Annotated in this window: 1 protein-coding gene; it reads left to right on the top strand. The window is 60.9% G+C overall.

The features are described from left to right. Positions 1-419: hypothetical protein (locus tag A6F49_RS18970; RefSeq protein ID WP_201120335.1), on the top strand; the 419-nt coding region annotated here is incomplete at both ends.

A 419-nucleotide genomic window follows, 5' to 3' on the forward strand; every position in this document is an offset into this window, starting at 1 on the left:
CTCTGGGCATTGTGCGGAAGGAGGGGAGGGGGGAGGGAAGGAAGGAAGGGAGGGAGGGGGGGGAGACAAAAAAGAGAAGAGAGAAGAGCTGAGAAAGGGAGGAAGGGAAAAAGGGAGAAGGGAAGGGAGAGAGGGGAAAAGAAGGAAGGAAAAAAGGGGGGAGAGAGAGTACGAGGGGGAAAAGAGGAGAGGAAAAAGGAGGGAGGAGGGGAGGGAAAGGGGGAGGGGAAAGGAGAAGGAGAAGGAAGGAGGAAGAGGGAGAGGGAAAGAGGGGAGGGAAAAGGGGGGAAGGGGGAGGGAAGGGGGGAAAGGGGAGGGGGGGAAGGGGGGAGGGGGGAAGGAGGAAAGGAGAAAAGAGGGGGGGGGGGGAGGGGGGGGGAAAGGGAGGGAGAGGGGAGAAGGAGGAAGGAAGGGGAGAG

Origin of the sequence: Enteractinococcus helveticum (assembly GCF_001657475.1) — a bacterium.
Classification (GTDB): Bacteria; Actinomycetota; Actinomycetes; order Actinomycetales; family Micrococcaceae; genus Yaniella; species Yaniella helvetica.